The sequence below is a fragment of the Bacillus sp. BSL6 genome (genome assembly GCF_052928345.1).
Genome location: NZ_JAVGCW010000001.1, coordinates 223,918 through 249,693, shown reverse-complemented (window position 1 = coordinate 249,693; position 25,776 = coordinate 223,918). Strand labels below are relative to the sequence as shown.

At 35.3% G+C, this 25,776-nt stretch carries 34 protein-coding genes and 1 pseudogene; 10 read left to right on the top strand and 25 right to left on the bottom strand.

What is annotated here, in order from left to right; genetic code table 11:
• Window positions 1–42: 42 nt before the first annotated feature.
• Window positions 43–975 (bottom strand): DHH family phosphoesterase, encoded by a 933-nt coding sequence (locus tag RCJ96_RS01505; protein ID WP_074606535.1) that lies wholly within the window; start codon window positions 973–975, stop codon window positions 43–45.
• A 236-nt stretch (window positions 976–1,211) separates the two neighbouring features.
• Between RCJ96_RS01505 and RCJ96_RS01500 the strand changes: the two genes are divergently transcribed.
• Window positions 1,212–1,517, top strand: coding sequence for a YtpI family protein (locus tag RCJ96_RS01500; RefSeq protein ID WP_044790633.1), 306 nt, complete (start codon window positions 1,212–1,214; stop codon window positions 1,515–1,517).
• Window positions 1,518–1,524: 7 nt separating this feature from the next.
• On the opposite strand, the gene RCJ96_RS01495 is transcribed toward RCJ96_RS01500, so the two are convergent.
• The 5 genes from RCJ96_RS01495 to RCJ96_RS01475 form a co-directional block, all read right to left on the bottom strand.
• Window positions 1,525–1,788, bottom strand: coding sequence for a DUF3949 domain-containing protein (locus tag RCJ96_RS01495; protein ID WP_000099739.1), 264 nt, complete (start codon window positions 1,786–1,788; stop codon window positions 1,525–1,527).
• An 89-nt stretch (window positions 1,789–1,877) separates the two neighbouring features.
• Window positions 1,878–2,819: a phosphotransferase enzyme family protein gene (locus tag RCJ96_RS01490; RefSeq protein ID WP_316148885.1), complete on the bottom strand. Its 942-nt coding sequence runs from the start codon at window positions 2,817–2,819 to the stop codon at window positions 1,878–1,880.
• 103 nt (window positions 2,820–2,922) lie between these two features.
• On the bottom strand, window positions 2,923–3,246 hold the full coding sequence (locus RCJ96_RS01485; RefSeq protein ID WP_316148886.1) for a hypothetical protein: 324 nt from the start codon (window positions 3,244–3,246) through the stop codon (window positions 2,923–2,925).
• 193 nt (window positions 3,247–3,439) lie between these two features.
• Window positions 3,440–4,753: a CBS domain-containing protein gene (locus tag RCJ96_RS01480; RefSeq protein WP_000201583.1), complete on the bottom strand. Its 1,314-nt coding sequence runs from the start codon at window positions 4,751–4,753 to the stop codon at window positions 3,440–3,442.
• Between the two features lie 447 nt (window positions 4,754–5,200).
• Complete coding sequence (locus RCJ96_RS01475; RefSeq protein WP_074606527.1) at window positions 5,201–5,884, bottom strand: metal-dependent hydrolase; 684 nt, start codon at window positions 5,882–5,884, stop codon at window positions 5,201–5,203.
• A 149-nt stretch (window positions 5,885–6,033) separates the two neighbouring features.
• Here RCJ96_RS01475 and pepQ point away from each other — a divergent pair, with 149 nt between their 5' ends.
• The gene (pepQ, locus tag RCJ96_RS01470; protein ID WP_074606525.1) at window positions 6,034–7,131 is read left to right on the top strand and encodes a Xaa-Pro dipeptidase; all 1,098 of its coding nucleotides are present in this window, start codon (window positions 6,034–6,036) and stop codon (window positions 7,129–7,131) included.
• Between the two features lie 28 nt (window positions 7,132–7,159).
• Here pepQ and RCJ96_RS01465 read toward each other — a convergent pair whose 3' ends face one another.
• The 9 genes and pseudogenes from RCJ96_RS01465 to RCJ96_RS01425 form a co-directional block, all read right to left on the bottom strand.
• Entirely contained in the window at window positions 7,160–7,522 is a 363-nt protein-coding gene (locus tag RCJ96_RS01465; protein ID WP_001079369.1) for a DUF3221 domain-containing protein, read from the bottom strand.
• 20 nt (window positions 7,523–7,542) lie between these two features.
• Window positions 7,543–7,887 carry a hypothetical protein gene (locus RCJ96_RS01460; protein ID WP_446699742.1) on the bottom strand — a complete coding sequence of 115 codons (345 nt, stop codon included), beginning with the start codon at window positions 7,885–7,887 and terminating at the stop codon, window positions 7,543–7,545.
• Window positions 7,888–7,939: 52 nt separating this feature from the next.
• A complete protein-coding gene (locus RCJ96_RS01455) occupies window positions 7,940–8,146 on the bottom strand; it encodes a hypothetical protein (RefSeq protein ID WP_001248905.1) in 207 nt (68 codons plus the stop codon).
• A 63-nt stretch (window positions 8,147–8,209) separates the two neighbouring features.
• Window positions 8,210–8,402: pseudogene (locus tag RCJ96_RS01450) on the bottom strand (anti sigma factor C-terminal domain-containing protein); the annotation flags it as partial.
• A 135-nt stretch (window positions 8,403–8,537) separates the two neighbouring features.
• Entirely contained in the window at window positions 8,538–8,993 is a 456-nt protein-coding gene (locus tag RCJ96_RS01445; protein ID WP_074606521.1) for a GNAT family N-acetyltransferase, read from the bottom strand.
• 72 nt (window positions 8,994–9,065) lie between these two features.
• Window positions 9,066–9,410, bottom strand: a complete 345-nt coding sequence (locus RCJ96_RS01440; RefSeq protein WP_074606519.1) for a DUF6176 family protein — start codon at window positions 9,408–9,410, stop codon at window positions 9,066–9,068.
• Window positions 9,411–9,412: 2 nt separating this feature from the next.
• On the bottom strand, window positions 9,413–10,201 hold the full coding sequence (locus RCJ96_RS01435; RefSeq protein WP_316148891.1) for a GNAT family N-acetyltransferase: 789 nt from the start codon (window positions 10,199–10,201) through the stop codon (window positions 9,413–9,415).
• Window positions 10,198–10,530, bottom strand: coding sequence for a cupin domain-containing protein (locus tag RCJ96_RS01430; protein ID WP_071678969.1), 333 nt, complete (start codon window positions 10,528–10,530; stop codon window positions 10,198–10,200). Before RCJ96_RS01430 ends, RCJ96_RS01435 begins: the two co-directional genes overlap by 4 nt.
• 44 nt (window positions 10,531–10,574) lie before the next feature.
• Window positions 10,575–11,009, bottom strand: a complete 435-nt coding sequence (locus tag RCJ96_RS01425; RefSeq protein ID WP_270795647.1) for a hypothetical protein — start codon at window positions 11,007–11,009, stop codon at window positions 10,575–10,577.
• Between the two features lie 131 nt (window positions 11,010–11,140).
• Here RCJ96_RS01425 and RCJ96_RS01420 point away from each other — a divergent pair, with 131 nt between their 5' ends.
• Window positions 11,141–11,404: a helix-turn-helix transcriptional regulator gene (locus RCJ96_RS01420; protein ID WP_002003636.1), complete on the top strand. Its 264-nt coding sequence runs from the start codon at window positions 11,141–11,143 to the stop codon at window positions 11,402–11,404.
• A complete protein-coding gene (locus tag RCJ96_RS01415; protein WP_242304565.1) occupies window positions 11,401–11,826 on the top strand; it encodes a hypothetical protein in 426 nt (141 codons plus the stop codon). Before RCJ96_RS01420 ends, RCJ96_RS01415 begins: the two co-directional genes overlap by 4 nt.
• 51 nt (window positions 11,827–11,877) lie before the next feature.
• On the opposite strand, the gene ald is transcribed toward RCJ96_RS01415, so the two are convergent.
• Together ald and RCJ96_RS01405 are read right to left on the bottom strand one after the other, a co-directional pair.
• Complete coding sequence (ald, locus tag RCJ96_RS01410; protein ID WP_001219405.1) at window positions 11,878–13,011, bottom strand: alanine dehydrogenase; 1,134 nt, start codon at window positions 13,009–13,011, stop codon at window positions 11,878–11,880.
• Window positions 13,012–13,224: 213 nt separating this feature from the next.
• Window positions 13,225–14,016, bottom strand: a complete 792-nt coding sequence (locus RCJ96_RS01405; RefSeq protein ID WP_002163505.1) for an SDR family oxidoreductase — start codon at window positions 14,014–14,016, stop codon at window positions 13,225–13,227.
• Window positions 14,017–14,163: 147 nt separating this feature from the next.
• Between RCJ96_RS01405 and RCJ96_RS01400 the strand changes: the two genes are divergently transcribed.
• The gene (locus RCJ96_RS01400) at window positions 14,164–14,622 is read left to right on the top strand and encodes a universal stress protein (protein ID WP_001066672.1); all 459 of its coding nucleotides are present in this window, start codon (window positions 14,164–14,166) and stop codon (window positions 14,620–14,622) included.
• Between the two features lie 41 nt (window positions 14,623–14,663).
• Here RCJ96_RS01400 and RCJ96_RS01395 read toward each other — a convergent pair whose 3' ends face one another.
• Entirely contained in the window at window positions 14,664–15,359 is a 696-nt protein-coding gene (locus RCJ96_RS01395) for a hypothetical protein (RefSeq protein ID WP_074606512.1), read from the bottom strand.
• A gap of 95 nt (window positions 15,360–15,454) precedes the next feature.
• Here RCJ96_RS01395 and RCJ96_RS01390 point away from each other — a divergent pair, with 95 nt between their 5' ends.
• Window positions 15,455–15,634: a hypothetical protein gene (locus RCJ96_RS01390; RefSeq protein WP_000342755.1), complete on the top strand. Its 180-nt coding sequence runs from the start codon at window positions 15,455–15,457 to the stop codon at window positions 15,632–15,634.
• Window positions 15,635–15,679: 45 nt separating this feature from the next.
• On the opposite strand, the gene RCJ96_RS01385 is transcribed toward RCJ96_RS01390, so the two are convergent.
• From RCJ96_RS01385 to RCJ96_RS01375, 3 genes are all read right to left on the bottom strand, one after another.
• Window positions 15,680–16,033, bottom strand: coding sequence for a DUF3139 domain-containing protein (locus RCJ96_RS01385; RefSeq protein WP_316148892.1), 354 nt, complete (start codon window positions 16,031–16,033; stop codon window positions 15,680–15,682).
• Between the two features lie 98 nt (window positions 16,034–16,131).
• Complete coding sequence (gene argH / locus RCJ96_RS01380; protein ID WP_074606508.1) at window positions 16,132–17,520, bottom strand: argininosuccinate lyase; 1,389 nt, start codon at window positions 17,518–17,520, stop codon at window positions 16,132–16,134.
• The gene (locus RCJ96_RS01375; RefSeq protein ID WP_000412314.1) at window positions 17,517–18,722 is read right to left on the bottom strand and encodes an argininosuccinate synthase; all 1,206 of its coding nucleotides are present in this window, start codon (window positions 18,720–18,722) and stop codon (window positions 17,517–17,519) included. The genes argH and RCJ96_RS01375 overlap by 4 nt, the downstream gene beginning before the upstream one ends.
• A 166-nt stretch (window positions 18,723–18,888) precedes the next feature.
• Between RCJ96_RS01375 and RCJ96_RS01370 the strand changes: the two genes are divergently transcribed.
• On the top strand, window positions 18,889–19,206 hold the full coding sequence (locus tag RCJ96_RS01370; RefSeq protein ID WP_000417212.1) for a hypothetical protein: 318 nt from the start codon (window positions 18,889–18,891) through the stop codon (window positions 19,204–19,206).
• 28 nt (window positions 19,207–19,234) lie between these two features.
• On the opposite strand, the gene RCJ96_RS01365 is transcribed toward RCJ96_RS01370, so the two are convergent.
• Window positions 19,235–19,429 carry a hypothetical protein gene (locus RCJ96_RS01365; protein WP_074606504.1) on the bottom strand — a complete coding sequence of 65 codons (195 nt, stop codon included), beginning with the start codon at window positions 19,427–19,429 and terminating at the stop codon, window positions 19,235–19,237.
• Window positions 19,430–20,276: 847 nt separating this feature from the next.
• Between RCJ96_RS01365 and RCJ96_RS01360 the strand changes: the two genes are divergently transcribed.
• On the top strand, window positions 20,277–20,939 hold the full coding sequence (locus tag RCJ96_RS01360) for a YitT family protein (protein WP_001244531.1): 663 nt from the start codon (window positions 20,277–20,279) through the stop codon (window positions 20,937–20,939).
• A 31-nt stretch (window positions 20,940–20,970) separates the two neighbouring features.
• Here the strand turns inward: RCJ96_RS01360 and RCJ96_RS01355 are convergent, their stop codons facing one another.
• The gene (locus tag RCJ96_RS01355) at window positions 20,971–21,804 is read right to left on the bottom strand and encodes an EcsC family protein (protein WP_001256869.1); all 834 of its coding nucleotides are present in this window, start codon (window positions 21,802–21,804) and stop codon (window positions 20,971–20,973) included.
• A gap of 137 nt (window positions 21,805–21,941) precedes the next feature.
• On the opposite strand from RCJ96_RS01355, the gene RCJ96_RS01350 reads away from it, so the two are divergent.
• Complete coding sequence (locus tag RCJ96_RS01350) at window positions 21,942–22,577, top strand: DUF1796 family putative cysteine peptidase (RefSeq protein WP_001053723.1); 636 nt, start codon at window positions 21,942–21,944, stop codon at window positions 22,575–22,577.
• A 223-nt stretch (window positions 22,578–22,800) separates the two neighbouring features.
• On the top strand, window positions 22,801–23,235 hold the full coding sequence (locus RCJ96_RS01345) for an NUDIX hydrolase (RefSeq protein WP_242304563.1): 435 nt from the start codon (window positions 22,801–22,803) through the stop codon (window positions 23,233–23,235).
• Window positions 23,236–23,258: 23 nt separating this feature from the next.
• On the opposite strand, the gene ackA is transcribed toward RCJ96_RS01345, so the two are convergent.
• Together ackA and RCJ96_RS01335 are read right to left on the bottom strand one after the other, a co-directional pair.
• Entirely contained in the window at window positions 23,259–24,452 is a 1,194-nt protein-coding gene (gene ackA / locus RCJ96_RS01340) for an acetate kinase (RefSeq protein ID WP_000034576.1), read from the bottom strand.
• Between the two features lie 299 nt (window positions 24,453–24,751).
• The gene (locus RCJ96_RS01335) at window positions 24,752–25,738 is read right to left on the bottom strand and encodes a class I SAM-dependent methyltransferase (RefSeq protein ID WP_242304562.1); all 987 of its coding nucleotides are present in this window, start codon (window positions 25,736–25,738) and stop codon (window positions 24,752–24,754) included.
• Between the last annotated feature and the right edge of the window lie 38 nt (window positions 25,739–25,776).

Sequence of the window (25,776 nt, the reverse complement as noted above, 5' to 3'; positions counted from 1 at the left end):
GCTTTAGCGCCGCTCCTTCTTTTTGTTCTACTATATAATCTCTTATCTACACAGCTCACGTAAATCAGCAAAAAGACGATCCGCTTCTTCCCAAGAAGATGCTTTTGCACCAGAAGCCATCGGATGCCCTCCGCCATTATATTGCATTGCTAATTTATTTATTACTGGCCCTTTTGAGCGAAGACGAACACGAATCACATCGTCTTCCTCTAAAAATAGAACCCACGCCTTTAATCCATCAATATTACCAAGCGCTCCAACAACGCCTGATGCCTCAGAAGGAAGTACATCAAACTTTTCTAATACTTCTTTCGTTAATTTAATGTAAGCTGCTCCTTCTTCTACCATCGTAAAGTTTTGTAAAATATAGCCGTTTAAACGAGCAATCTTTTCTTTCGTCTTATACATTTCGTTGTATAAATCTGTAAATTTCACATCCATATCAACAAGCTCACTCACATAACGAAGTGTTTTCGCTGTTGTATTCGGGAATAAGAAACGACCTGTATCCCCAACAATACCCGCTAAAATAAGACGAGCTGCTTCTTTCGTTATTTGTAACCCTTTATCTTTTCCATAATTATAAAACTCATAAATCATTTCACTTGTAGAACTTGCTGTCGTATCTACCCACGTAATGTCTCCGTATGGATCTTCATTTGGATGATGATCAATTTTGATTAACATCTTCCCTTTTGTATAGCGTTGATCGTCAACACGTTCTTGGTTTGCTGTATCACAAACGATAACGAGCGCATTTTCGTATACACTATCTTCAATATCATCCATTACTCGTAAATATGCTAATGAAGGTTCATTGTACCCAACCGTATAAATATTTTTCTCTGGAAACGATTCTTGTAGAATTGTACTAAGACCGCCCTGTGAACCTAACGCATCTGGATCCGGACGCACATGACGATGAATAATAATTGTATCAAACTCTTTAATTGCTCCTAAAATTTGCTCATGCATATGTATAATCTCCTTTTTATTCAACTTCTTCACTTTAACGTGCAGTAAAAGCCCAATGAATGTGGGCTAATCATTAGCGCGGAAACATCCCCACACTAATGAAAGTCTCACTTTATCCTCCATTATAACGGAAAGTATTTCATACATGCGAACAATTGCTTTATAATAAAAATTAGAAAGTTTAGATATTTCTTTTTTCTCTACTATTTTTTCATAAAGCGATGGGAGTGTGCATGATGCCAGTATTAGTCTTCTGTATTATCGTCTCATTTATGTTGTACCTCTTCTACAAAACAAAATACTTTCGTACAAACCGCCCAATGGAGAAAGGTTGGCTCTCAGGAAAATCCGCAATGGCACTCGGTTCATTCGTCTTATTCTTTGGGATAAACCAATTCTTTTTAGAACTTTCAACCGCTCGTATTATCGTTGGTATCTTATTCGTTCTATTTGGCAGTGCAAGTGCCTTTAATGGATTTCGCCAATACAAACATTTCTTACCATTAGCAGTTGAAGAAGCCGAAGTCTATGAAGCAACGTAAAAAAGCATCAACATTGTGATGCTTTTTTACGTCCTCTAACTTTCAAAATCATATATGCGACAAACGCAGATGGTATATTAAATGGGTTGCCTTGCACATGAAGATGTAATTGTTCTTCCCCAAAAGACATTTTTTCGTATAGTTCTCGCTGAGATAATCCTGTTTTTTTCTTTTTTTCATGTAAACCTTGTAAGTATAAATATTGAATCGGTATCATCACAAGGAAGTAAAATAGTGCGATACTACCAAAAAAGAGTACTGTTGATGACATCATGCATACCACCTTCCCGTAATCCATTTTCTTACAATTCAATTATAACATAATCTAGAATCCAAATGAGTTAATATTCTGTTTTTCCATTAAACAATTGTCTCTCCGCATAATTCTTCTTCGACATACTGCATATATCGGCGAATGAAATTACCTGGATTCTTTTTAATTGGTTCAATATCAAGTCTTAATGGTATTTTTCCTGCCATATAAAAGATTCTTGAAGCGGTCCCCAGTCGAATGGATGATTCTGAAATATTTTCCCCATATCCCATCATGAAGTTCCCCCATACTTCTTCTAACTGTCCCGAAGCAATTAAATGCAATCTCGGAACACCAATATCAAACTCTTTATAGCCAAATCCACATTCATCAAAATCGAGTAAATACCAACCCTCTTTGTCTACAAGAATATTTCCAAAATGCATATCTCCGTGAACAAATTGTTTTTCTCCCAATTGAATTGAGTTTGTAAGTTCTTGTATTCTTTCTGCAATTCTCAAGCATTTATTTTTATCTTCATAAGATAAAAAAGAAGCATGTAATAAACATTGTAAAGGCTCATGAATCATCTTTTGCTCGCTATATATAGGTCTTTCATACCCCCTCCAAGTTTGCGGCACACTTTTAAGTACTCCGCTTGCTTTTTCATGAAACTTTCGCATGAATGATCCAAGTTTTTCATAATCTTTATCCTTTGGTTCTATAATTTCACTTCCATTTATAAACCTAAAGACAACAAAATACTGGATACTTCCCTCATCTTTCATAACAGCTGTGACCCAGTCACCATCTTTATTTACAACTACTTCTGGTACTAACATTTGTTTTTGTATCGCTATTAACCAATGTATTTCAGCTTCTATTTGCTCGGCTGTATAACGTCCTTCCCTATACTGCCTAACTACAAATTTATTTTTGTCCGATTCGAACATATATGTGTGATTTTCTCCCCCATGCAACAATGAAACTTTCGTAAGACTAATTAAATTATATTGCTTACATAACTGCTCTTTAATGTAAAAATCCATTCTTCTCCCCCTAGTTCGTATAGTGAAGCATAGTAATGATTAGTAACGTAAGCTTTCCTACTGACTAACAAGCAATTTTCTATCCGTACCGATACATATCCTGCTATTTTTTTACTTCTCTCCCAAAACTCTGACCGAACTTAAGTAATAGCTTCAAAATCCAATAAAACAAAATAAAATTAAGGAAAAAACCTAATGGATGAAACGAAAATTCCCATCCACCATAATAAACAAATGTTTCAGCTGGTATACCAAAGTAAAGAAAATCGCTATTATTTTCTCCAATTGTAGGGGTAAAGGAACAAATAACAGCGAAAATCAAACTTATTACATACAATTTCTTTTTATTTAAATCCATTATTCTATGAGTTATCACATGAACAGTAATTACAAGTATTAAACCTAAAAAGAAAAGTACTACTCCCATTCGACACCTCCACAATTATTGCTCCAGCATCTTCAAATTATCGCATGCCCTATTTATGAATATGAAACAAAACGTAATTTAACATTCTCTTTTGCAATTCAAAATATAATACATTCGATAACTAAATTTTAAAACCCTCTAATGTAGCGTTCTAAAAAAAATGGAACAAACCAAAGCGGCTTGCTCCATCTTTTTATTTATCGATCAATTGCACCATAAGTAATGCTTTCCCAACAACATTACCTTCATGATGTACTTCTACATCAACCTTACCAAATTTACGTCCAATTTCTAATACTTTCGGATGAACCGATACAACATTGTCAATTTGAACTGGTTTTACGAAATAAATTGTTAAGTTCTCAACAATTAAATCGCTCTTCTTTTGCGCACGAATAACGCGATTCGTTGCTTCTGTCACAATCGTTGCGAATACACCGTAAGATAGCGTTCCGATTGAATTCGTCATTTGCGGTGTCACTGAAAATTGATATAGATGCTCATTTTTCGCTTCTTTCGGCGTCATAAATTGATTCGTTACAATATCATCGATTGTTTCACCGACTTGCGGTTGACGCTGAATCATTTGCAACGCCTGAAGTACATCTTGACGGCTAATAATACCTTGCAACTTATTTCCTTCATCAACAACTGGAAGTAACTCAATACCTTCCCACACCATCATACGCGCCGCAGCTGCGACAGACATTTTTCCATTTACCGTAATCGGATGCTTTGTCATCACTTTATCAATTGGTGTTTCTTTCGCTACACCGATCATATCTTTTGAAGTTACAATACCTAACACCTTTTTATTTTCATCAACAATCGGATATCTTCCGTGCATCGTCTCTTCGTTATACGCATGCCATTGCTGCACTGTATCATCTGGCTTTAAATATAACGTTTCTTCAATTGGCGTTAAAATATCTTCAACGAGTACAATTTCTTTCTTAATAAGCTGATCGTAAATCGCACGGTTAATTAACGTTGCAACTGTAAATGTATCGTAACTACTTGAAATAATCGGCAGTTTTAATTCATCTGCTAATTTCTTCACATGATCTTCCGTATCAAATCCGCCCGTAATTAACACCGCAGCTCCGGTTTCTAACGCTAATTGATGTGCGTTCGTACGATTACCGACAATAAGTAAGTTTCCAGCTTCTGTATAGCGCATCATCGCTTCTAATTTCATTGCTCCGATTACGAATTTATTTAACGTTTTATGTAGTCCTTCTCTGCCTCCAAGTACTTGACCATCGACAATGTTAACGACTTCTGCATATGTCAGCTTTTCAATATTTTCTTTCTTCTTTTGTTCAATTCGAATTGTTCCGACACGTTCAATCGTACTAACATACCCTTTATTTTCTGCATCTTTAATTGCACGATAAGCTGTACCTTCACTTACACTCAAATCTTTTGCAATTTGCCTTACAGAAATTTTATGCCCTACTGGCAGGCTATTAATATGTTCTAAAATTTGGTTATGCTTGGTAGCCAAATGGTTTCACCATACTTTCTTTTCCCTAAATTCTTCATGTGTTGTATTTTCAGTATACTATATTTTCAAAACTGTTACACTCTCTCTTTATATATCTGTACTATTTTTTTTATAACAAAATACGCCTTACATTACACCACTACTTCTATTACAACAATGTAATGGTATTGTCATCTCGTTCGATAGTTTGTCCAGCCACTTCCATATACAATGAAGACAAGAAATGAAACAAAGGAGCGGATACATGATGAAAAAATTATTAGAAGTTGTAGGTGCTGTATTGTTAGCTTTCGTAGACGGGAAAAAAGTTGCAATGGAATTGAATGAAACACCTGAACAGACACTTCCCAAAAAGAAAAGAATCATCAAAACAAGTACAACCTTTACAAGCTGTCCTACACACGTAAAAAACCCTTCACCTGTCTTTTCAAATGAAGGGTTTCTTTTCTATAGTGTAATACTTTCTCCAGCTTCTAATACTTTCCCTATACAATTTTGTAGCTTTTCTACAAATTGATATGGATCTTGTTCAATTACTGGGAACGTATTGTAATGCATCGGTACAACAGTTTTCGCCTGAACCCATTTTGCTGCTAAAACAGCATCTTCTGGTCCCATTGTGAAATTATCACCAATTGGTAAAAATGCTACATCAATGTTATTTAATTCTCCAATTAATTTCATATCAGAGAATAGAGCAGTATCCCCTGCATGGTACAAAGTCTTCTCTTCTGCTGTAAATAAAATACCCGCTGGCATACCTGTATATGTAATCGTCTTATTTTCTTCATCAATATAACTAGAGCCGTGGAATGCTTGTGTAAACTTCACTTTTCCGAAGTCAAATTCATGTGAACCACCAATATGCATCGGATGTGTTTTTACACCTTGCCAACTTAAAAATGTCGCTAGTTCAAACGGTGCCACTACAACTGCATTATTTTTCTTCGCAAGTTCTACTGTATCTCCAACATGATCACCATGACCGTGTGATAAAAGAATCGCATCTACTTTTACATCTTCAGCCTTTAAATCTGTTTTTGGATTTCCTGTTAAAAACGGATCAATTAAAATTACTTTTCCATTCGTTTCAATCTTTACAACTGAATGCCCGTGATAAGATACTTTCATTATTACATTCCTCCCCTTATTACATTCTCACTTTTTATTCTACATGATTTTTCAATTCCCTGTCTTTTCTAACATCGATTTACTTGTCATAACGCTTTCTTCCGAGTTAAAGTTATATTTGTAATTAAATATCTCGGGGGTGCCAATCGATGAATGCTAGATTAGAAAATTTAATGCAATGGCTAAAAGAAAAAAACGTTGAAGCTGCGTTCTTAACTTCTACACCGAACGTCTTCTACATGACAAACTTCCACTGTGAACCACACGAAAGACTTCTTGGTATGTTTGTATTCCAAGAAAAAGAACCTATTTTAATTTGCCCTAAAATGGAAGAAGGCCAAGCACGTAACGCTGGCTGGGCACATGAAATTATCGGATTTACTGATACTGACAGACCATGGGATATGATTGCAAAAGCAATTAAAGACCGCGGTATCCATGCAAATGCAGTTGCAATTGAAAAAGAACATTTAAACGTAGAGCGCTACGAAGAATTAACAAAATTATTCCCAAATGCAGCTTTCACGTCAGCTGAGGAAAAAGTTCGTGAACTTCGTTTAATTAAAGACGAAAAAGAACTTTCTATTTTACGCGAAGCAGCTAAAATGGCAGACTATGCTGTTGAGGTTGGTGTAAATGCAATTAAAGAAGATCGTAGCGAACTAGAAGTATTAGCAATTATTGAACACGAATTAAAAACAAAAGGCATACATAAAATGTCATTTGACACGATGGTATTAGCTGGTGCAAACTCTGCTCTTCCACACGGTATTCCAGGTGCAAACAAAATGAAACGCGGCGATTTCGTACTATTTGATTTAGGCGTAATCATTGACGGTTATTGCTCTGACATTACACGTACAGTGGCATTTGGCGACATTTCTGAAGAACAAACTCGCATTTACAACACTGTACTTGCTGGACAACTACAAGCAGTTGAAGCATGTAAACCAGGTATTACACTTGGCGCAATCGACAACGCTGCTCGTTCTGTTATCGCAGATGCAGGTTACGGTGAATTCTTCCCACACCGCCTTGGTCACGGACTTGGAATTAGCGTACACGAATATCCAGATGTAAAAGCTGGTAACGAGTCTCCATTAAAAGAAGGTATGGTCTTCACAATTGAACCCGGTATTTACGTACCAAACGTAGGTGGCGTTCGTATTGAAGATGATATTTATATCACAAAAGACGGATCAGAAATTTTAACGAAGTTCCCGAAAGAATTACAATTTGTAAAATAACAAAAAGGCAGCGTGAGTGCTGCCTTTTTTATTTCTCTACTATTTCAAACTTCTCTACAATCATTTTTGCGGGATAGCTTTCAAGCATTTGAGAAGACCATACTTTTATTTTATCCCCTGTTTTTAATTGATCATATGCATCTTTATCCTTAAAAATTAGGACTATATCTGATGGATAATCTTGATTCATTTGTTGTTCTATATAATTTTGCAACTCTATTTTTGTCTCAAACGTTTTATCACCGACAAAAAACACCGTGTCATTTCTTAATATAATATATCCTTCTTTAGTTATTGCTTTTACCGCTACTTGTTTTGTGGTACACGCTGATATTACGAGTAGAAATGCACTTAAAAATATATACATAGAAATTTTCATATGCCTATTCATTCCTAACCCCTTATCCTACACTATTTCTGCTTTAACACCATCTTCTCTTCATACTTATCATCCCATTTAATCACAATCTCTATCGGTTCATCTTTAGATAGAGGCGCACAACTTACACAAGAAGACTTCATTTCAATCTTTGCTCCTTTATGATTTTCTGACGTTTGTGTCATTGTGCTAAAGGCTCCATTAATAGCAATCTCTAAATTTTTAAATTCTGTATTTCCATCTCCGCCCTTATACCGAAATGTAAACATTCCATCTTCACTGTCATCCTTAATATGGCCTTTATATTGTCCCGTCCAACTTTTGCTCTCGCTAGAAAAAGTAAAATACCAAATCGAGCAGCTTCCTAAAAAGAAAATACCAAATCGAGCAGCTTCCTAAAAAGAAAATACTAATGAAAAAGAAGGCCACTTAGAAAGTGCCTTCTTCTATTTCACTAATATTTAATTGAAATTTCACGATCCAAACTGAGAAAAGGTGGACAAGAAGCGCAAACGCCATACATGCTCCGCTTAAAAAAGTTAGTATAGGATGCGAATACACGTGCCCTAATCCATAAGATATCGCCACGAAAAACATTGTTATGTAAATATAAATTGCTCCATGTATTTGCCTCATATAAACCTCCTTTTCATATAATATAACATAAATTTTCTGATTATTCACATTAATAGACTGTAATTAATATTTCTCAACTGTTACACCTCTAACAGCAGCCTTAATATATGGTGCTCCTTGTAAACTTTGTAAATCCTCTGTTTTACCTATTACAACTACACCGTATATTGGTAAGTCTTTTGGTTTTCTGTTTTTTATTTCTTTATAGTTTGTCCTAAAAGATTCTTAATATCCCACTTTTATTTTCACTTAAAGATAGCCAAATACAGCTTTTCTACATTTTTATCATAATAAAAAGCACATCTATTTTGATGCGCCCTTCACATATACTTTAGTAACATATAAATCATTTTTTGAAACAAAAACTCTCACTCATCTCTCTCCATACTATCTATGACTTAGTTGCCATAATAATTGAACGAGGATAAAACCCCAGCTTTTCATAAAACGATATAGCTTCATTTCCGTACACTACTGTTAATTCAATTTCATCTATCTTCTTCGCTTTAAACCATTCCACTGCACTATTCATTAATTTCAAACCAAATCCGTTTCCTCGGTGTTTTTCATCAACGAATAAAACTTCAATCTTTCCGCTTACACTTTTGCTATACGCTATACAACATCCTAATATATTATCTGTTTCCGTCTCAACTAATAATTCAATTCTATACTCTCCGTACTTTGAATTTTGTTTATAATTTTCAATACGTTCCTCAAATGACATTCTTGGATAGTCACCAGAAAAATGTTTTGATGTATTATTATGATATTCATGCAATTTATTTAAAGGTTCTCTTATTACTTCTATTTCATCAAGAGTGATATATTTATTACTAATTCTCATCCTACAGCATCTCCAATAATGTATATTCCAACTAAAAAGATGACCATTTTACGGTTATAAAATACCAATCTATTATTTCATCGCGTCCTTCACAATATCTTGAATCATAACGACTTCTGTTTTCATATCAACAGAGGAGACTTCCTCATCGATACACTCATACCAAAATTCCAAGTGCTTTTTATCAATTTCATGATGAGAATTTTCGACAAGAGCCCCGCCTTCTCCTTGCACAGAATACCAATATAAGTACTCTTCTCCATCTCTTATTTCCCGGAAAATTGTCTCAACGTACATCTTTTCGTCGTTTAATGTCAAAAGTACTTCTTTCATATTGTCATTCAGAAGCTGCATCCATTCATCTACACGATGACTTTTATCTTGTTTCACTTTAAATCTCGTTAACTCCACATTCATTTTTATTCCCCCATTTTCTTACGTACAAACAATCTATATTCTATTGGATTATAAAAACTTAATTTACTAGCTAATTTTTGCGAAGGAATATTGTCTACATAACAATCCCAGCACGGTATAATATCATTTTGTATGCAATGTTCAATAAACCTTGCTGCAACAGCTTGGGCTAATCCTTTTCCTTGATGCGCTTCATGCGTCACGATATCAATTTCAGCAAATCCATTCCCGCTAAATATCGAAACACATTCAGATATAATCAGTCCATCTTGTTCTATATAAAATCCAAAACCATCATTCAAAAATGCTTCAATTGATCCCCAATAATCTTTATAATATTTCTCTGTAAATTCACTGCTTCGTTCTATATCTCTTCTATCAATACGCTTCACTTCATATATATTTTTGTTACAATCTCGTTTTCTCTCTTCAAAGATTACGCTTTGAAACTTCATTCGCGGGATGTTTCGAAGTACATGACTAAAACGTTCTTCTATCATCATTTCCCACTCGTCACTCGAAGAGAACAATGTAAATCTCTTCTTTGTTTTTTCAATAGCCTTTTTTATAAAAGAAAATAAATCTTCGTTGTAATTTTGATCATCAGTATGACCAAATAAATAATAAATGCCATTCGCTGTACGAATTAGTCCTGCTGTTAACTTCTCGTTTACAAAAACATCACCATCTATCACTTGATCACATACCGCATAAGCAAACGTCGTCGTTTTTGTATGGCTTTCTAAAATCGGAAGGATTTTTCTATACTCAGCTACAGATAATTTTTTCATAATTGCTCCACTTTAATCGTATCCGCCTCTATATGTTCAAAACAAAGATTTACCGTTCTCTTTAATGCTCTCGTTCTATGAATCGTACATGCCGGAATTAAAATAGAATCATTCGGCTTTAATACCGCTGTTTCTCCATCTTCAAAATCAATAAGTAATTCTCCCTCTAACACAATAAATAATTCATCTGAATTAGAATGATAGTGCCAATCATATTCACCAGTAAATACAGCGATTCGTAAACAATGACTATTTACATTTGAAACGACGAAGTTTTTATGTTGATCTTGAATGTCCTTTGTTAATTCTATTAAGTTCACAGTTTCCATCTTTCGTCTCATCCTTTCATTAGTCGTTCTTCTGAAAAATTAACTTAGTCTCCACCACCTCCGCAATCTCCTCCACCATCACTTGAGCTGCTACAATCACTGCTACTGTAATCTCCGAATCCACTTGATGTGCTTGAAGCGTATGAAGATTTTTTACTCATATTTCTTTGCTTATCCTTCTTACTTTCATGACTAGGCCATACTTTATTAAATAATATAAAGAATAAGACTAACTCTATTACAACAAGGATATATCCAAAAACACTCTCAATAATATTGGGGGTTATCCCAAAACTGTAAAACAGCCTAGCTGAATAAAGACACAAAATTACATACAGGGCCATACAAATATACCGAAATGTTTTTTCTATCATAAGGACTACCTTTTTTGAAATAGGTATGTGTATGTTCTGTTCTTGTTTTTTCTTTATATACTTTTGTCTCTTAGCCTGCTTTTTCTTCCTCTTTTTACTCCCCACCGAACCCCCTCTTTTGACTTTATTTTTTCATTTAATTCCAAATTATCACAAAAATTAACTTTGTAACAAGCTATATTTCACGTAAAGTTTTATTTACTTTTTGTAAAGCTTCATTTACTTATTACCTAAAAATGGATATAATAAATGTAACAAATTTACAAAAAGGAGACTTTGTATATTTGATTAAAAATAAGGTAAAACAATTCCGCGTCGTTAGAGACATCACCCAAGAACAATTAGCTTCCTCTGTTCAAATCACTAGACAATCCCTCATCGCTATCGAAAAAAACAAATACAACCCAAGTTTAGAATTAGCATTGAAATTATGTGAGTTTTTCAACTGTAAAGTAGAAGATTTATTTCAATTAGATAAAACTGGGGAGGAAAAAGAATGAAAAATACTTCTAATCAAAAGTTCATTTCACATCTTACTATTTTATTGTTAGGATCATCTTTACTTTATTTCAATAGTAATGACGAAGAAAAGATTAGTTCTGTCCTTCTATTCGTTGGTGTATACATACTCTTAGATTTAATACTATTAGTAGTGAAAAAAATATTCTTTAAGAAAAAAAAGAGCGTTTCCGAGAAATATCCATTACCTGAAATGGATGAAAGAATCGAGAAGATGAGTTTAAAGCTTATGGCACAAATTTTCGGTCTCTCTCATTTAGTCGGCTCTGTGATACTATTTATTTTATATATCACTGACAAAAACTCGATGATACGAGTTGAGTATGCCTTATATTACTTGTTCGGCATTCTTTTCTTTACAATGATGTTCGGATTGAAAATTGTAAAGAAACTAGATAATTAACTCAAATAAAAAGCCCCTCCTTACGAAAGGAGGGGCTTACATGTATTTCTATTATGATAAAGCAGGAGCTTTTTCAAGAAGCTCTTTCGCATCAGCGTATTGTAAACCGTGAGCTTCTGCAACTGCTTCGAATGTTACGTATCCATCTAATGTGTTAATACCTTTTAGTAATGCAGTGTTGCCTAAGCAAGCATCTTTGTAGCCTTTGTTCGCAATTTGTACTGCATATGGTACTGTTACATTTGTTAATGCAAGAGTTGATGTACGTGGAACCGCACCTGGCATATTAGCAACTGCATAATGAACAACGCCATGTTTTTCGTAAGTTGGGTTGTCATGAGTTGTAATACGGTCAGTTGTTTCGAAAATACCACCTTGGTCAATCGCGATATCTACAACGACAGAACCTGGTTCCATTGATTGAATCATTTCTTCTGTTACAAGTTTTGGCGCTTTTGCACCTGGAATTAATACTGCACCAATAACAAGATCAGATTCTTTTACAGCTTCTGCGATGTTGTATGGATTAGACATTAACGTTTTTACTTGGTTACCGAAAATGTCATCTAGTTGACGAAGACGTTCTGCACTTAAGTCGATGATTGTTACATCTGCACCTAAACCTACTGCAATCTTCGCTGCGTTTGTACCAGCTTGACCACCGCCGATAATTGTTACTTTGCCGCGTTTTACCCCTGGAACGCCTGCAAGTAAAATACCTTTACCACCCTTGTTTTTCTCAAGGAATTGTGCACCGATTTGTGCAGACATACGACCTGCTACTTCACTCATAGGTGCAAGTAATGGTAATGAACGATTGTCTAATTGTACTGTTTCGTATGCAATTGATACAACTTTGTTATCAATTAATGCTTTCGTTAATTCTGGTTCTGGAGCTAAGTGTAAGTATGTGAATAAAATTAAACCTTCACGGAAATAACCGTATTCACTTGCTACTGGCTCTTTTACCTTCATAACCATATCTTGATTCCATGCTTCTTCAGCAGTTTCAACAAGTTTCGCACCAGCTTGTACGTATTCTTCATCCGTAAAGCCAGATCCTAAACCTGCTCCTTTTTGAACAAAAACTTCATGACCATTTTGTACTAAATGTACTGCTCCCGCTGGTGTCATTGCCACGCGGTTTTCATTGTTTTTAATTTCTGTTGGAATACCGATACGCATTATTAGTTCCCCCTTGAGTTATGAAATGACCCCTGAATCATTTTTTAAAGCGCTTTCTACGCTCTTATATTTTAACATAATATCTCAATATTTGACAAAAAATAATACAAGTTTTCCGATAGATTTAATTTTATATTAAAGGACAGTATTATCCGCACCTCTTTGCATAAAGGATAAACTGTCCAATTATTCGAAACTTCTCTTTATTTTTCTCTATCGATGTCTATGAATAACATCAACTGCACCAGTCACTTCAATAATTGTACCGGTAATCATATCGGAATCGTCCTCACATAAAAACGCAATCGTTCTTGCAATATCTTCACCTGTTCCAGATCTACCAACTGGTGTGTTACGTTCTTTCAACTGACGTGCTTCTTGAATCGTCGCTTCTTTCATTTCACCAATAATATCACCAGGACATACCATGTTTGCAGTAATACCATATTCAGCTTCTTCGTAAGCCACTGTTTTCGTTAATGAAACAAGTCCTACTTTCGCTGCGGCAAAAGCTGAACGATAAATCCATCCCGGTGCGCTATCCGCCCCTTGAAATCCGTAATTAATAATACGGCCAAAGTTCTGTTTTCTCATAATCGGAACGACAAGTTTCAACAAATGAAACACCGCTGTTAAATTACCCTGAATCATTTCATTCCATTCATCTTCTTCATAATCGACTAACTTTTTTCGTTCAAATACATATGGACCAGCATTATTAATTAAGAAATCGATTTTGCCAAAACGGCTTATCGCTTCTTCTACTATTTTATGTAAATCTTCCTTTTTCGTGACATCCGCTTGCACGAATTGTAGACGCTCTTCCATATTTTTATATGTTTCTTTCATCTTTTCCATAGCCGTGATATCGCTATGATATGTTACTGTTACTGAATAGCCTTTAGCCAATAATTTTTCTGTTACTTGCTTTCCTAAACCTTTCGTACCGGCTGTAATGAGCGCGTGTCTCACAAAACGGCCCCCTTTTAAATTGCTATAGTTCATATGTAACAAGTTCTCGCACCAATTACAACTAAAATGAATTGAAACAGAGTTTTCGAAATTCTGTAACGTTTCTGGCAAGCACATTACCAAAATTTGTTTTATAATAAAGTTGTAAACGGTAATAAAAATGATTGGGAGGAATTTACTATGAATAATACATATACAAATATTTTAATCGCGGTGGATGGTTCTAAAGAAGCAGAAAAAGCCTTTAAAAAAGCAATTCAAGTCGCAAAACGCAACAATGCAACATTAACTATTGCTCATATCGTTGATGTAAAAGCATACTCAGCAGTAGAAGCTTATAGCCGTGCAATTGCTGAACGTGCAAATCTATTTGCAGAAGACTTATTAGAAGACTACAAAAAAACTGCGCTTGAAGCTGGCCTTGAAAAAATTGAAACTGTATTAGAATTTGGTAATCCTAAATCAAAAATTTCAAAAGAAATCGCTCCAAATCATAAAGTAGATTTAATTATGTGTGGTGCAACTGGTTTAAATGCTGTTGAGCGTTTCCTAATTGGTAGCGTCTCTGAACATATTATTCGCTATGCGAAATGCGATGTCCTTGTTGTTCGTGGTGATGAGGAGCAAGGTGATCTTTAATTTATAAATAAAACACCAAGTCCACATGGGCTTGGTGTTTTTCATTTCACATATTTTACTAGAAATACAAGACAAGCCACAATAACAACAGTAATTGCTAATACATAAGGCGGAAGAAGTTTTAAGGACCACAGTGCCATCATGATCGTAGCGACGGTTAAATATGTTTTCTTTGCATCTTCTGTCATTTTTTTACGAAGGCATAAAACATACAAATAACCAATTGGCGGCGTAATAAAGCAAAGAACATATATGATTTTTGATTTCAAATACCATTTTTGTTCTCCAAGTTTCTGTATATCTTCTTCTATTCTCTTATGCTCTTGTTCTCTCGCTTCTTCTACAAGCGGATCTTCCCCTTCTCCTCGCTCTTCTTTCATATAAGGAAGAAAATGCATGAAAAAATAGTATGCAAATACGAACGCTCCAAATCCAATATTTACTCTTTCTAATGGAATATGTTCACTAAAACAAGCAGCGGCAATCACTAAAGAAAAACAATACGTCGTTATCCAAAATGAACGTTTTCTCTTTTTTCGTTCCATTTCTTTTTTATCTTGTACATGTTTTCTTTTCGAAAGCCATATCGAAATACAGCAGTCTACTACAAATAGAATAAAGATAAATATCCCGATATGTACTGTTTCTACATCCTCAAATGAAAAGATATTTGGGAATGCAACGTGCAATACAATTAGCGTATACAAAATTAACCCTATAAAATAAATACGTCTCATTTTCCATCCCTTTCTTATTTCCTAACATTAGGTTAACATACATTTTTTAGAAATAGACGGACAAAATATATATGTTTAAAAAAGGAGGATGCCACATGGATGATTCTGAACGTATTATTTTAGATGTGAATGGGAAAGAAATCGAAATGTTAGATACAATTCGCGCACATTTTAGAGAAACACATGGAATTGAGCTAAGTAATGGTGCATTACTGCGAGATTTAATGGATATTGAGTATATTCGAATTACGGAAGATCGACATAAGTATGATTAAAAGAAAAACGACTGCAGGCGAATGCCATCAGTCGTTTTTCTTTCTTTATTTAAGCCCTTGATGCTTCCCGCCCATACCACCTGGCTCATTGCTATCTTGGTGTACAGTTACTTTATTTGTTTTCGCATCTTTCGAAACTCTATATGTATACGATTCGTTTGGTTCATCTTTAAACTGTACATTCATACCGTAAGAACCGATTTTACTATAAAAGGCCGGTTTTATGTACGAAATATCACTTTCTTTATATCCTTTTTCTTGCAAGTGCCACATCGTTGCGATAATCGCTTCCTCTCGCTTTACTTGTTCACCAACAAAGATATATTTGTCCAAGAGAAATACTTTAACATTTGCACTTAAGCTAATTAACAGTAAAACGATAAATATTACTTTTTTCATAGACTTCCCCTAAATTGTTATTTTTCACTATATCATAACTTAAATGCTAGTAAAAAAGAAAGTACGCCAGACTTTAACAGACTGGCGTACTTTTCAACTCAATTCTTGATAACTTCTTTCGTTAATCCCTTCGCCTTCTCCAAAGCCTTTTCAATCTGTTCAAATCCTGTCCCGCCAGCACTGTTACGACGCTTTACAGCTGCATATGGTGACAGCACTTCATACAAATCTTCTTCAAATAGCGCACTCATTTCTTTATACGTTTCAAGTGGTACATCTACTAAATAAATTCCTTTTTGTGTGCAGTGCAGCACTAGCTTTCCAACAATTTCATGAGCTTGACGGAATGGTAGTCCTTTGTTTGCTAAGTAGTCAGCAATTTCTGTTGCATTAGAGAAATCTTGCGTTACAGCTTGCCCCATTTTTTCTTTGTTTACAGTCATTGTCTCTAACATGCCTGCCATAATATGAAGGCAGCCTTCTACTGTTTTCACTGTATCAAACATTCCTTCTTTATCTTCTTGCAAGTCTTTATTGTAAGCGAGCGGCAATCCTTTCATTACTGTAAGTAAGCTAAATAAATTACCGTACACTCTGCCTGTTTTACCACGAATAAGTTCCGCCATATCTGGATTTTTCTTTTGCGGCATAATGCTGCTTCCCGTTGCGTATTGATCGCTCATTTCAATAAATTGAAACTCTTGGCTACTCCATAAAATAAGTTCTTCACAAAAGCGTGATAAATGCATCATAAGCATAGATGAGTTACTGAGGAACTCCAGTATGAAATCACGATCACTTACTGCATCTAAACTATTTTCATAGATTCCATTAAATCCAAGAAGCTCCGCACTATATTCTCGGTCAATCGGGAATGTTGTCCCAGCTAACGCTCCTGCTCCTAATGGTGAAATGTTAATACGCTTTAACGAATCTTCATAACGATTCACATCGCGCTCTAACATCCAAAAGTAAGCAAGAATATGATGTGCAAATGAAATTGGCTGAGCACGCTGTAAGTGCGTATAACCAGGCATAATCGTTTCAATATTATTTTCTGCTTGATGAACAAGAACCGTTTGCAATTGTTTTGTAGCTTTTATAATATGCTCTACTTTTTCTTTTAAATATAAGTGCATATCTGTTGCTACTTGATCATTACGACTTCGGCCAGTATGAAGTTTTCCTCCTACTTCACCGATTTTTTCAATTAACATCTTTTCGATATTTAAATGAATGTCTTCCGCTTCAACGGAAAAATGCAATTTATTTTGTTTCGCTTCTTCTAATAAATATTGAAGACCTATCTTTATTTTCTCTGCTTCTTCTTTCGTAACGATGCCTTGCTTTGCTAGCATCGTTACGTGTGCAATACTTCCGTTTATATCTTGATTTACTAATTGTTGATCGAAGGAGATGGATGCTCCGAACTCTTCAACCCATGCTTCCGCTTCTTCTGTAAAACGTCCGCCCCAAAGTTTGCTCACGCTTCCACCTTCTTTTGATTCACTTGGCTGTATACTTTCGTCGGTAAACCGAATAATGAAATGAATCCAACTGCTGCATCATGATTAAATTCATCCTGAGCAGTATATGTTGCTAATTTTTCATCGTATAAAGAGTACTCAGATTTACGTCCTTCTACAATTGCATGACCTTTAAATAATTTCACACGCACCATGCCTGTTACATTCTTTTGCGTTTCTTGTAAGAAAGCATTCAGCGCTTGTTTTAAAGGCGAGAACCATAAACCGTTATAAATAAGCTCTGTTATTTTTTGCTCAATCATCGGTTTAAAATGTGCTACTTCTTTTACGAGTGTTAAATCTTCAAGTTCTTTATGCGCCGTAATTAATGTCATTGCTGCTGGGCATTCGTATACTTCACGCGATTTAATACCGACAAGGCGATTTTCTACGTGATCGATACGTCCAACGCCATGTTTTCCAGCAAGTGCATTTAACGTTTTAATTAATTCTGAAAGTGGATAGGCAGTGCCATTTAAAGTAGTCGGTACGCCTGCTTCAAAGCCAATTTCTACAAATTCTGGTTTATTCGGTGTATCTTCTAATGCCAATGTCATCTCATATGCATCTTCTGGCGGCGCTGCCCATGGATCTTCTAAAATGCCACATTCATTGCTTCGTCCCCATAAATTTTGATCGATTGAAAACGGGCTATCTAAATTAATTGGAATCGGTACGTCGTTTTCTTTTGCATAGGCAATTTCTTCTTCACGTGACCATTTCCATTCACGTACAGGCGCAATCACTTCTAAGTAAGGATTTAACGCTTGAATAGAAACTTCAAAACGAACTTGATCATTTCCTTTCCCTGTACATCCGTGTGCAACTGCAGTCGCTCCTTCTTGTTCTGCAATTTCTACTAATTTCTTTGCAATAAGTGGACGAGATAACGCCGAAACAAGAGGATATTTCCCTTCGTATAACGTGTGTGCTTGCATCGCCATCAATGCATATTCGTTTGCAAATTCTTCTTGAACATCAATCATGTATGATTTAATTGCACCTACTGAAAGTGCCTTTTCTTTTACAAATGCTAAGTCTTTGCCTTCCCCTAAGTCTAAACAAAGCGCGATAATATCATAATTCTTCTCTTGTAACCATTTAATTGCAACGGAAGTATCAAGGCCTCCAGAATATGCTAATACAACTTTTTTCTTCTCCATTTTGCATCCCCCTAAAGAATAAATATTCATTTTCTTTTATAATAATTCACACTTTAACACCTTTTACAAAATGTATCAAGAGCCATTTTCAAATTTTTTCAAACAATTTCGTCGAACTTCTTTCTGTTTTTTTGTACAATATAAGCAGGAAAACGGGGGTGAACTTATGGAAAAGTATTTCTTATACGATGAACATCTCGGAATTGAAATTCCGCATTTACAAGAAGACTGGGAAGATATCCCCGAAAAAATGCAGCATGCAATTTTATTAAAATGGGAACAAGTTCGCGGAAAGATTCCTGATCGTATAAAAGAACTGGAACATTATATTAATGCAAAACAGCATCATTTAAATAACGAAGAAGACTTCGAAATTTCTTGCAAACTGAATTCAGAAATTGCCGATCTCGCTTCCATCATTAATGACCTTTGGCTTTGGTATCGACTCACTCAAAATGTATCTGAGGGGAAAGCACACCAATAAAAAAAGCATGCCCCTCAATTACTTTGGGTCATGCTTTTTTGTCGTAACACGATTTACAATATATTTCTTGTGCTGTTTTTGCCAAACACACATCAAATGGACCAACTAATATACTTCTTTCTTTCGGCAACTTTACAAAAGCAACAAGCTCTTCTTCATATTGAATCTTTTTCTGACATATAACACATGTTAATTCTTTTCTTTTGAACATGTCTTTTAGCATATCTTCACTTCCCCTTTCATCTATCTATATTAATATACTCTCATAATAGTTAAGACTTGTAAAAAAATGACACATTCTGAATTGAATCATTCATATACTATGTACAAAAGGAGGCCTTAAAAACTTATGCGCGCTTTCGTTATTATCGCTTTAACTTTTTTAAGTGTGATTAGCTGGGATGCGTTTTTTAAAGATAAAAAGGATACAACTGAATAAAGCCCATTTTTTCTTACTTATTGGACAAACCGTTAAAAACTGTCCAATTCTCCAAAATAACTTAGGCTTTTCTACAAAAATATTTAAACATAACAATTTTTGTAGATTTCCTCCGTTTATTGTCGGTTTCCATCCGCATACATTTTTTGAAAGTATGATATAATAATATAAATCTTGAAGGAAGGGATTTTGATATCATGATCGCTCGAAGGAGCATGTGGCATCGTATTGACGAATCATACACGTAGCGTATTTTCCAGCTCAGATACTTTAGTCTAGCGAAAAAAATACGAGAGTGGGGAAATTATGATTGCCCGAAGGATAATTTGGCAAAAAAAAGACTCTTCTTACACATAGCGTTTTGTTTAGGACTTAATTGTTACTAGCTAAACAAAACAAAGAAGAGCAGGATTGCTAAATGAAGAATCCTACTCCACGTTTTGTTTAGTCGTTTTAAGACTTAAACTAAAACGAAAGTAGGGAGAATTGATGGACGAGAGGATTATTCGTTATTTCTTCAGCGACATATAGCGTAGTTAGTTTTTTCGTAAACTAACTGAAAGCTACATGTGAGCTCGTAGTTAGTTTACAACACAAAAAGGACTACTAACTACGGAAAGAAGGAATAACGATGAGGAACATCCAAAGTCGACAAATTATTAAAGAAGTTTTTATGGTTTTAATCGGTTCATTTATTTTAGCAGCAGCGCTATATCACATTCACTTCCAAAACCACTTAACAGAAGGTGGCTTTGTAGGTATCGCACTATTCATCCAAAATTTTTATGATATTTCACCATCTATTTCAACTGTAATGATGGATATCCCAATTATTCTACTATGCGCTTCATTGTTAGGTAGAAAAATGGTTGGCTATTCATTCTTAGGTTCAATTTCATTCGGAGTATTTTATTCTCTTATGGAAAATTATTCTCCATTTACGGTCGATTTATCAAACAATTTATTTATAGCTGCAGTAGTTGGCGGTGCGTTAGCTGGTATTGGACTCGGTTTTATATTGCGATTTGGCGGTGCAACCGGTGGAGACGATATTTTAACAATTGTATTAAGTAAAAAAACACGTTTTACAATTGGGCAAATTTTCTTCGTCTTTGACGCGATTGTTCTTGCGCTTTCATTATATTATTTAAATTGGACAGAAATTGCTTTTACTATTCTTTCGATTGCCGTACAGGCAAAAACATTGGATTTAATTTATTATCCAAAAACAGAAAAAGCAGAAGAAAAGCAGCCAGTATCTATTCCAATGTCCAAAAAGCATGCAACAAATTAAAAAAGCGAAAGGCTTCGGCCTCTCGCTTTTTTTATGCTCTTTTTTCCTTCTCGACTATGTGGCGCACTTGATAAAATCTATTTGCAAATTCAGTAACGTTTCTTGTTAAACGATAATTCACTGTAGACCCGATTGCCATTCCAATTACCGGAATACCTTGGAATAATTTACGACGAAGAGCATAAATCGAAAATGTTTTCAAAATTTGTTTTAAAATAATTTCAGTCGAAGCTGGTTGTAACACCGCTTCATCTCCTTCGTAGAAGAAGGAATCTTCTTGTTCTAGCTCTTGCAGTAAATTGTACCATGCGTATTGCTGAAGTCTTCCTGGTAGTAATGACGCATGAAATACCTTTAACGCAAGCATCATTTCATAAGGCTTGTTCACATCATGCCCAAATGACGTTGCAATAAGTTGGACAGCCTTCACATTTAACGCAATCATAACCGGAAAATCAGCTGTTAATAATAATAAACCTCCAGCACCCGTTGCTCCGCCTTGTACGAATGAATATAGGCGATGGCGTGCTGTTTGCTGCTCTGCTATGTATGTTAATTGATCAATAGATAATGCTTTTAAATCCTCTAGTTGCTCAATCGATTCATCAAATAATCTCGATGTTCCTAAAATACGATTACGCGCCTCTAACTGTGATTGTGAACTTTGAATCAATGCATGCAAATGAAAGAGCCATCCATCTGCTTTCGTAAAGAAATCTTTTCGTTTTTTCTCAGGTAGTTTCGCAATTGTATTATGTACCCATTTATCAAACAGTTTTTGAAAATCAGTCGCTTCTTGCTCAACTAATTGCGATTCCCATTCTTTTATATTGTCTAAAATGGCTTGTTCTCGCTTCGATCGCATCGTAACAACCACCTCGTTCGATTTTTTTCTATTGTAACATATTTCTGCTTATTCTTTGCAAATATGCTTGTCTATCTTTATTCACATACCATTTTTGAGTAGCATAAAATATTAACAAAAAGGATGAGATAAATCACATGAATCTATCCGATATAAAAAAAGAATATCATGCAGTATTCAGTTTAGGACAAAACTGCTGGCCTGCTTGGGCGTTATATCAATTCAAATTATCGCCATTTTTTGGCGTTATTGATTTTATGCTAAGCCCATCATTAGAAAAGGTGAATATATTATTACAAAATCGATTCGACCGTTTTTTACAGTTAGAAAACCTATCCTTCATCTCATTTTGGGATGATGATGCGAAATTAAGACTACGGGACAATCTATATGAAATCGACTCCTGCCACGACTTTAAAACAGATGTAAACACACCAACTTCTTGGCCTTCTTATACAGAAATTAAGTTAAATTATGAGCACCGAATTAATCGTTTTCTAACAACAATTGACACAGCACAATCCATATTATTTATTCGAACTGGAGGAACATACGAAGAAGCACGTTCCTTGGAACACATTTTATCTCAAATCGTTACACATACATTCTCCGTCCTATTACTCATTCCTGAAGATGTACCAACTGTTACGGAAGAAGATTGGGGATTACAAAATATTTGCGTTATAAAATGTCCTATTATGGATGTATTTCAGTACAATGAAGCATTTTGGAATGACTTATTTAATGGCATCGTAATTCGACCACATTCTTAAATACACGACACTTTTATTACGCAATACATTATAATCATCCTTATACAAAATAAAGTGACACTTTAATCAGTGAGGTTTTTGTTCATCCCCCACTGATTATCAGCCCTCACCAATCGGACTTTTACGGACAGCCCGACCCCCACCTAACTTCTTTGCTTCCGCTGAATTTTGAGGTGGGGGTCTTACTGCCCGTTAAAGCGGGATAAATAAGGAGTGATTGTATATGTATCCACGTGCAAAAGCTTTCGGTCTTGCTTTACATCACGAGCGGCTTCTCGTACAAGAATATCATACAGACGATGAAACATATTACCGGCCTCTTGGCGGTTCAATTGAAATTGGTGAAAAATCAGCACATACCGTTATTCGTGAATTTCAAGAAGAGCTTCATACAGAAGTGGAAATCACTGCTTATTTAGGTTGCTTAGAAAACATCTTTCATCTTGATGGAGAAATTGCTCATGAAATCATTCAGTTATATTCTTTACGCTTATTAGACACGTCACTATATGGAATGGAAGTACTGAATATACAAGATGAACAAACAGTATCGTATGCGAAGTGGATTCCCATTACAGCTTTTATTCAGAAGGAAAAAGTACTATATCCAGATGGAATTTTAAACTATATCCAAAAGAAAAAAGACGAAATCCTATAGGATCTCGTCTTTCTTTTCATATATTAACCGATGTTTCCAAGACGTAGTACGTCACGAGCGATCATAACTTCTTCGTCAGTTGGAATTACAATAATTTTTACTGGAGAATGTGGGAAGTTGATGAATGCTTCCTCACCGAATACGTTATTGCGTTTTGCATCGAAGTATACGCCCATGTACTCAAGGCCTTCTAATACGCGTTCACGAATAATCGCACTGTTTTCACCTACACCAGCTGTGAAGATGATTGCGTCTACACCTTTCATACGAGCAGTGTAAGAACCGATGTATTTGTGGATACGGCTTACGAATACATCAAGTGCTACTTTCGCACGGTGATCGCCTTCTTCTTCTTTCGCAATGATGTCACGTAGGTCACTAGAGTAACCAGTAAGACCTAACATACCACTCTTCTTGTTTAATACGTTAACTACTTCTTCTACTGTTTGGCCTGTTTTTTCCATGATGTATGGAATTAACGCAGGGTCAATGTTACCAGAACGTGTACCCATTGTTACACCAGCAAGTGGAGTGAAGCCCATAGAAGTATCGATAGATTTACCGCCTTCTACTGCTGCGATACTTGCACCGTTACCTAAGTGACAAGAAAGTAAGCTTAAGCTTTCAAGTGGACGACCTAATAGTTCAGCCGCACGCTCAGTTACATATTTATGAGAAGTTCCGTGGAAACCGTATTTACGGATACCGAATTTTTCATAGTACTCATATGGTAAGCTGTATAGGAATGCAGATTCCGGCATTGTTTGGTGGAATGCTGTATCGAATACTGCTACTGCTGGTACGTTTGGTAATACTTCTTGGAATGCTTTAATACCAACAACGTTTGCTGGGTTGTGAAGTGGTGCTAAATCGCTTAATTCTTCGATATCAGCTAATACTTCATCAGTAATTAGAACAGAGTCAGCAAATTTTTCGCCGCCGTGAACAACACGGTGACCGATACCGCCAATCTCATCTAGAGATTTAACGATTCCGTTTTCAGTTAATTTTTTAAGAAGCATATTAACTGCTACTGCGTGATCTGGAATGTTTGTAATTTCTTTTTGTTTTTCGCCATCTACAGTAATAGTGAAGATACTATCTTCTAAACCGATACGTTCTACTAAACCTTTTGTTAATACTGTTTCACTTGGCATTTCAAATAATTGGAATTTTAAGGAAGAGCTTCCTGCGTTAATCGCGATGATTTTTGACATCTAGTCTTTCGCCCCTTTTTCTCTTGGTAGTTGTGTGGATGTTTCCACAAACCGCTCGATTTTATCTGATCAAATTTACTAAATATGAAAACGTTTCATCATTAGTAAATTTTATACTCACGATTTTAATTTAAACATCGTACGACATATATTTCAAGTGAAAAAATTGTAACACCAAGAAAAAAAATATATTACAGATTTCAAAAAAATTCAGTTAAATCTTGTATATATTTAAAAATATGACATATCATATAAAACTGTACTACATGAATTACTAGCCCTGTTACATATACCTAGCCTTATTTATGCGTTGCAAACCAAGTATTTAATTGGTCCATAATGTCCTCCATCGCCTTCATGTTGGAGAATTTAGGTAACTCCACTAATAACGCCTGTTTTGGCATCGTTACACTAGGACCTTTCTTTTGGAGAACAAATATACTTTTTGCATTTTTCTCGTTTTTAAACATGGAAACAGGTAGCTGTAATAACCCCTGAATAAAGCATGTTTCTTTAATAAATGCATGCAATTTCGGTGCTTGATCACTTTCAAAAATGAAGTTCGGTACTAGGAAGAATAAGTATCCGCCTTCTTTCGTATGCTTCACACTTTGTTCAATAAATAGGTGGTGGGCATATGACATTCCTTCATCTGCTTTTAACTTATATTCACTTGCACCGATTTCATTTGGATAGTAACCAACCGGTAAGTCTGAAATAACTGCATCAACTGGATCGATATAAAGCGGTGCTAGTCCATCTTGATGGAAGAATTCGATTGCATGCTTTTGTAAATTCGCATTTACTAAAGCAAGTTTAATTAGCACTTCGTCCACTTCTACACCAAATCCACTCATCGTAACGTTTTCTTGAGCACTATTGAAAACTGTCGTCATCAAGTTACCTGTTCCAATTGCAGGGTCTAACACAGTAATTTCATTTTGACCCTTCATAAATTTATGGAATAAGTAGCTCATGAACATACCAACTGCATCAGGCGTCATTTCGTGATTCGCTTGTACGCCTTCCTTCATTCCTTTTAAGATGGCTAACTGAAATGCTTTACGAATTTCTTCACCTTTATATGTTTCTTCATTAAACGTACTATATTCACGATTCAGCCTTTCAATTGCTGATTCTGATAATTCCTCTTGTAAAATCGCTCCTTCAAACAAGTTATCCCCTGTTTCTACAAGCGCCTCTAAATATGTTACATCTAATTCTTTACGTAAAACTACCGCAGAAGAATCAAAAATAGAAAATAAAGTTTCTACTGTCTGACTCACGTACATTCCTCCTTCTCTCTTTTACACATAACTTATAT

What these genes read in the sequence shown, in the direction of transcription:
- RCJ96_RS01505 (WP_074606535.1), bottom strand. Translation starts at nt 975, where the DNA reads ATGCATGAGCAAATTTTAGGAGCAATTAAAGAGTTTGATACAATTATT.
- RCJ96_RS01500 (WP_044790633.1), top strand. Translation starts at nt 1,212, where the DNA reads ATGCCAGTATTAGTCTTCTGTATTATCGTCTCATTTATGTTGTACCTC.
- RCJ96_RS01495 (WP_000099739.1), bottom strand. Translation starts at nt 1,788, where the DNA reads ATGTCATCAACAGTACTCTTTTTTGGTAGTATCGCACTATTTTACTTC.
- RCJ96_RS01490 (WP_316148885.1), bottom strand. Translation starts at nt 2,819, where the DNA reads ATGGATTTTTACATTAAAGAGCAGTTATGTAAGCAATATAATTTAATT.
- RCJ96_RS01485 (WP_316148886.1), bottom strand. Translation starts at nt 3,246, where the DNA reads ATGGGAGTAGTACTTTTCTTTTTAGGTTTAATACTTGTAATTACTGTT.
- RCJ96_RS01475 (WP_074606527.1), bottom strand. Translation starts at nt 5,884, where the DNA reads ATGAAAGTATCTTATCACGGGCATTCAGTTGTAAAGATTGAAACGAAT.
- pepQ (WP_074606525.1), top strand. Translation starts at nt 6,034, where the DNA reads ATGAATGCTAGATTAGAAAATTTAATGCAATGGCTAAAAGAAAAAAAC.
- RCJ96_RS01465 (WP_001079369.1), bottom strand. Translation starts at nt 7,522, where the DNA reads ATGAATAGGCATATGAAAATTTCTATGTATATATTTTTAAGTGCATTT.
- RCJ96_RS01455 (WP_001248905.1), bottom strand. Translation starts at nt 8,146, where the DNA reads ATGAGGCAAATACATGGAGCAATTTATATTTACATAACAATGTTTTTC.
- RCJ96_RS01445 (WP_074606521.1), bottom strand. Translation starts at nt 8,993, where the DNA reads ATGAGAATTAGTAATAAATATATCACTCTTGATGAAATAGAAGTAATA.
- RCJ96_RS01440 (WP_074606519.1), bottom strand. Translation starts at nt 9,410, where the DNA reads ATGAATGTGGAGTTAACGAGATTTAAAGTGAAACAAGATAAAAGTCAT.
- RCJ96_RS01435 (WP_316148891.1), bottom strand. Translation starts at nt 10,201, where the DNA reads ATGAAAAAATTATCTGTAGCTGAGTATAGAAAAATCCTTCCGATTTTA.
- RCJ96_RS01430 (WP_071678969.1), bottom strand. Translation starts at nt 10,530, where the DNA reads ATGGAAACTGTGAACTTAATAGAATTAACAAAGGACATTCAAGATCAA.
- RCJ96_RS01420 (WP_002003636.1), top strand. Translation starts at nt 11,141, where the DNA reads ATGGATATAATAAATGTAACAAATTTACAAAAAGGAGACTTTGTATAT.
- RCJ96_RS01415 (WP_242304565.1), top strand. Translation starts at nt 11,401, where the DNA reads ATGAAAAATACTTCTAATCAAAAGTTCATTTCACATCTTACTATTTTA.
- ald (WP_001219405.1), bottom strand. Translation starts at nt 13,011, where the DNA reads ATGCGTATCGGTATTCCAACAGAAATTAAAAACAATGAAAACCGCGTG.
- RCJ96_RS01405 (WP_002163505.1), bottom strand. Translation starts at nt 14,016, where the DNA reads ATGAACTATAGCAATTTAAAAGGGGGCCGTTTTGTGAGACACGCGCTC.
- RCJ96_RS01400 (WP_001066672.1), top strand. Translation starts at nt 14,164, where the DNA reads ATGAATAATACATATACAAATATTTTAATCGCGGTGGATGGTTCTAAA.
- RCJ96_RS01395 (WP_074606512.1), bottom strand. Translation starts at nt 15,359, where the DNA reads ATGAGACGTATTTATTTTATAGGGTTAATTTTGTATACGCTAATTGTA.
- RCJ96_RS01390 (WP_000342755.1), top strand. Translation starts at nt 15,455, where the DNA reads ATGGATGATTCTGAACGTATTATTTTAGATGTGAATGGGAAAGAAATC.
- RCJ96_RS01385 (WP_316148892.1), bottom strand. Translation starts at nt 16,033, where the DNA reads ATGAAAAAAGTAATATTTATCGTTTTACTGTTAATTAGCTTAAGTGCA.
- RCJ96_RS01375 (WP_000412314.1), bottom strand. Translation starts at nt 18,722, where the DNA reads ATGGAGAAGAAAAAAGTTGTATTAGCATATTCTGGAGGCCTTGATACT.
- RCJ96_RS01370 (WP_000417212.1), top strand. Translation starts at nt 18,889, where the DNA reads ATGGAAAAGTATTTCTTATACGATGAACATCTCGGAATTGAAATTCCG.
- RCJ96_RS01365 (WP_074606504.1), bottom strand. Translation starts at nt 19,429, where the DNA reads ATGCTAAAAGACATGTTCAAAAGAAAAGAATTAACATGTGTTATATGT.
- RCJ96_RS01360 (WP_001244531.1), top strand. Translation starts at nt 20,277, where the DNA reads ATGAGGAACATCCAAAGTCGACAAATTATTAAAGAAGTTTTTATGGTT.
- RCJ96_RS01355 (WP_001256869.1), bottom strand. Translation starts at nt 21,804, where the DNA reads ATGCGATCGAAGCGAGAACAAGCCATTTTAGACAATATAAAAGAATGG.
- RCJ96_RS01350 (WP_001053723.1), top strand. Translation starts at nt 21,942, where the DNA reads ATGAATCTATCCGATATAAAAAAAGAATATCATGCAGTATTCAGTTTA.
- RCJ96_RS01345 (WP_242304563.1), top strand. Translation starts at nt 22,801, where the DNA reads ATGTATCCACGTGCAAAAGCTTTCGGTCTTGCTTTACATCACGAGCGG.
- ackA (WP_000034576.1), bottom strand. Translation starts at nt 24,452, where the DNA reads ATGTCAAAAATCATCGCGATTAACGCAGGAAGCTCTTCCTTAAAATTC.